Source organism: Polaromonas sp. P1_G2, assembly GCF_056405515.1.
Genome location: NZ_JBFUBY010000352.1, coordinates 1 through 3626 on the forward strand (window position 1 = coordinate 1; position 3626 = coordinate 3626).

Genomic DNA, 3626 nt, shown 5'->3' on the forward strand with positions numbered 1-3626 from the left:
GTGTTGATGAATGCCGGCAAGGTCGAGCAGATAGGCTCGCCGCAGGAAGTCTGGGACCATCCGGCCAGCCCCTTCGTCTACGGCTTCCTGGGCGACGTCAACCTGTTCCACGGCCGCGCCCATGAGGGTGAGGTGCAGCTCGAAGGCCTGCGCCTCAATTCCCCCGAGCATGCCGGCACGCAGGACGCCAAGGCTTTTGCCTATGTGCGCCCGCACGACCTGGAGGTGCAGCGTTATGCGCCCGGCGCCGAAGGCATCGTCACCCACCTGGAACGCGCCATCGTCATCGGCCCCATCGCGCGGCTGGAACTGGTCCCCGCCGAAGGCTACGAACAAAAGGGCAATGTCCCGGGCGACGCCATCATCGAAGCCCAGATGCCCTCGCAACAGTTCAAGGACATGGGCTTGCGCGAAGGCGACATGCTGGTGGTGACGCCGCGCAAGGCGAGGGTGTTTGTGGAGGGGTAATTGCGGCTGCGTGCAGGCAACTGCTTATGCAGATAGAACCTTGCGCGACTTCAACCAATATGCTGCTGCAAACCTTCGACCAATGCGTCGAAGGTGACACGGCAACGCGGGCTGTGGCGCAGGTCTTCGTGCATGGTCAGCCAGGTTTCGAGCTTGAAGGACAACTCGCCAGGCAGAACCCGCACCAGGGCGGGGTCACGCGCCGCCAGCGCTGACTGGCACACGCCAATGCCGGCGCCGGCACGTATCAGTGCCAGTTGCGCGAGGTCGCTGTCGGTGCGCGTGGAAAACGCCGCCCGCTTCCATGCGGGAAACGCTTTGCGCGCCGAACGCAGGAAGGGTGTCTCTTCGTCAAAACCAATCAGCGCATGCTGCGCCAGGTCCGTTGATGACTGCGGCGTGCCGCGCGCGTCCAGGTAATCGCGGCGTGCGTAGAGACCCAGTTCCACTTCGCCCACGCTGCGAGCGATCAACAGGTCCTGCTTGGGCTGTGTCATTCGCACGGCAATGTCGGCTTCGCGCTGCAGCAGGTCCTGCACGCGGTTGGTCAGCACCAGTTCGATGGTCAGGCCCGGGTGCTTGCGCTGCAGTTGCGCGAGGATGGGCGGCAGCACTTCAACACCGATGACTTCACTCGCTGTGACCCGCACCGTGCCGCGCACACCGTCACCCTGGCTCTCGGCGGCGCGGCGTAGGGCGGCTGCGGCGCTGGCCATTTCTTCAGCGAAGGACTGCAGTCCCCGCGCGGCTTCGGTCGGCGAAAAACCGGTTTGTGAGCGCGTGAACAGCGCCAGGCCGAGCGACTTTTCGAGTGAGGCGACATGGCGTCCGACCGTAGGCTGTGCCACCCCCAAAGACCGTGCCGCACCTGAGAGCGAACCCTCGCGCAGCACCCCTAAAAACGAACGGTAAAGCTCCCAGCCAGCATCTTCTTCCATGCAAAAATGTATAGCCGATGCCCTACTTTAGTCAATTCCATTTTGATGCCCCGGGGCCCAGAATTTCCCCATAGCAACTTTTTTGGGGAATGGCATGAGCAGCAAACAAGACAAATCAAGCACCGCACTGGTGCTGGGCGCAACCGGTGGCATCGGCGGTGAAGTTGCACGGCAACTGGAGGCGGCAGGCTGGCAGGTTCGCGCGCTTCGCCGTGGCGAGCCGCGGCCGGGCGAGCAACGCGGCGGCATCACCTGGCTGCGTGGCGATGCGATGAATCCCGGTGATGTCATGGCTGCAGCACAAGGCTGCGGCGTGATAGTCCACGCAGTCAATCCGCCCGGCTACCGTCGCTGGGGTGAGCTGGTACTGCCCATGCTGGACAACACGATTGCGGCCGCCCGGGCGCAGGGCGCGACCGTCGTGCTGCCTGGCACGGTCTACAACTACGGGCCAGACGCATTTCCCAGCCTCCGGGAGAATTCACCGCAACACCCGCAAACTGCCAAAGGTGCGATTCGCGTGCAGCTCGAGCAGCGGCTCAAGGACGCGACCAACGACAGCGGCCAAGGCTGCTGCCGGGTGATCATCGTGCGCGCGGGGGATTTTTTCGGGCCGGGTGCCGGTAACAGCTGGTTCTCGCAAGGCCTGGTTCGGCCGGGCGCACCGGTGCGCAGTGTGAAGCTCCCCGGCAAGCCTGGCGTCGGTCACCAATGGGCCTATTTGCCGGATGTGGCGCGTACCATGGTCGCCTTGCTGGCACGGCGTGACGTTCTGCCTGCATTTGCAACGTTCCATATGAACGGCCAGTGGGACGCCGACGGCCGCCAGCTGGCTGAGGCGATCTGCCGTGTCGTCGCACGGCGCGGTGGCCCTCGGCCGTCCATCAAATCCTTTCCCTGGTGGGCGGTGTCGCTGGCCGCGCCCTTTGTTGAGACCCTGCGCGAGCTGCGCCGGATGCGCTACCTCTGGAACACGCCGGTACGCATGGACAATGCCTCCCTGGTGGCGGCGCTCGGTGCGGAGCCGCACACGCCGCTAGATATTGCCGTGGAGGAAACACTGCAAGGGCTGGGTTGCCTGGCTGCGAATGGCGGGGATTCCAACCAGGGTAGTGCGCGCCGTGGCTGATGCAAGCCAAGCTCAGCCTTTTGATGTCGTCAAACGCTTTCGGTTGGGCGAGGTCGACTTGGGGGGCGCTCCGGCTACTGGCTCGTGCCAAACCTTAGTGCCGACCTGGCCCGCGCCCGTTCGGCTTCCACTTCCCGGTTGCGCGGCTCGGCGTTAGTTACCAATGTCCGGATCAGGACCCGCGCCGAGGCCGCCACCTCTTCCACAGCGCGATCGAACGCGGCCTCGTTGGCCTTGGACGGGACGTTGAAGCCGCTGAGCTTGCGGACAAACTGCAGCGAAGCGTCACGGATTTCCAGCTCCGTGGCCGGCGGTTCGAAGTTGAACAGGGTCTTGATGTTGCGGCACATGGCGGGTTCGTTTCCTATTGCTGTTCCTATGGCTGTTCGGCCGGCTTGATCACCACGGATTCAGCCGACGCCACAAAAGGCCCATGGTAAACCGCCTCGATGTTGTTGCCGTCCGGATCCAGCACAAAGGCCGCATAGTAGCCGGGGTGGTATTTGCGTTCGCCCGGCGCGCCGTTGTCGGTGCCGCCGGCGGCAAGGGCCGCTTCGTAAAAGGCTTTGACCTCCGCATGGTCCTTGGCCCGGAAGGCCAGGTGAACATGCGAGGTCGAGCCGTCGGCCTGGTCTATCCACAGCTCGTCGGCCGAGAAATGGTCATCGGCTTCCTGGATCGCGCTTTCCTTGTTCAGTGACTTGAGTACGGCGCGGTAAAAGCGTTTGCTGGCCGCCAGGTCGTGGGCGCGCAGGTGGACATGGTCTATGAGTCGTCCGCGGTGTATTTCCATCATGGGTCCTTCTGGTTTGGCTTGGCTTGGCGGCTGCGTTCAGCGGATCACGCCGGGCATCAGGGCTTCGGCGATCGCGATGTGGTTGCCGTCGGGGTCGGTGATCATCACCGCCCGGACCTTGTCGCTGGAGCTTTTCTGGCTGGTGTCTATGCCCAGCTTTTCCAGGTGTTCGATTTCCGGCTCAAGGTCGTTGACGGCCAGGGTCAGCGAGCCTTCGCCGGCGCGCTCGGGCAGTTCATAGACCTGCAGGCCGCCGCCGCGCTGGAACTGCCATTCGCCGACCTCGGGCATGGGG

At 64.0% G+C, this 3626-nt stretch carries 6 protein-coding genes; 2 read left to right on the plus strand and 4 right to left on the minus strand.

Annotated elements, in window-relative coordinates; all coding sequences use genetic code 11:
* The coding region (locus AC1D0P_RS23305) for a TOBE-like domain-containing protein (RefSeq protein ID WP_477678913.1) at positions 1-468 on the plus strand (468 nt) is incomplete at its 5' end.
* 50 nt (positions 469-518) lie between these two features.
* On the opposite strand, the gene AC1D0P_RS23310 is transcribed toward AC1D0P_RS23305, so the two are convergent.
* Positions 519-1406 carry a LysR family transcriptional regulator gene (locus AC1D0P_RS23310; protein ID WP_477678914.1) on the minus strand — a complete coding sequence of 296 codons (888 nt, stop codon included), beginning with the start codon at positions 1404-1406 and terminating at the stop codon, positions 519-521.
* A 94-nt stretch (positions 1407-1500) separates the two neighbouring features.
* On the opposite strand from AC1D0P_RS23310, the gene AC1D0P_RS23315 reads away from it, so the two are divergent.
* The gene (locus AC1D0P_RS23315; RefSeq protein ID WP_477678915.1) at positions 1501-2535 is read left to right on the plus strand and encodes an NAD-dependent epimerase/dehydratase family protein; all 1035 of its coding nucleotides are present in this window, start codon (positions 1501-1503) and stop codon (positions 2533-2535) included.
* Positions 2536-2609: 74 nt separating this feature from the next.
* Here the strand turns inward: AC1D0P_RS23315 and AC1D0P_RS23320 are convergent, their stop codons facing one another.
* From AC1D0P_RS23320 to AC1D0P_RS23330, 3 genes are all read right to left on the minus strand, one after another.
* Entirely contained in the window at positions 2610-2885 is a 276-nt protein-coding gene (locus AC1D0P_RS23320; protein WP_436154801.1) for a DUF2277 domain-containing protein, read from the minus strand.
* Positions 2886-2911: 26 nt separating this feature from the next.
* Positions 2912-3328 (minus strand): VOC family protein, encoded by a 417-nt coding sequence (locus AC1D0P_RS23325; RefSeq protein WP_477678917.1) that lies wholly within the window; start codon positions 3326-3328, stop codon positions 2912-2914.
* A 39-nt stretch (positions 3329-3367) separates the two neighbouring features.
* Positions 3368-3626: VOC family protein (locus AC1D0P_RS23330; RefSeq protein WP_477678916.1), on the minus strand; the 259-nt coding region annotated here is incomplete at its 5' end.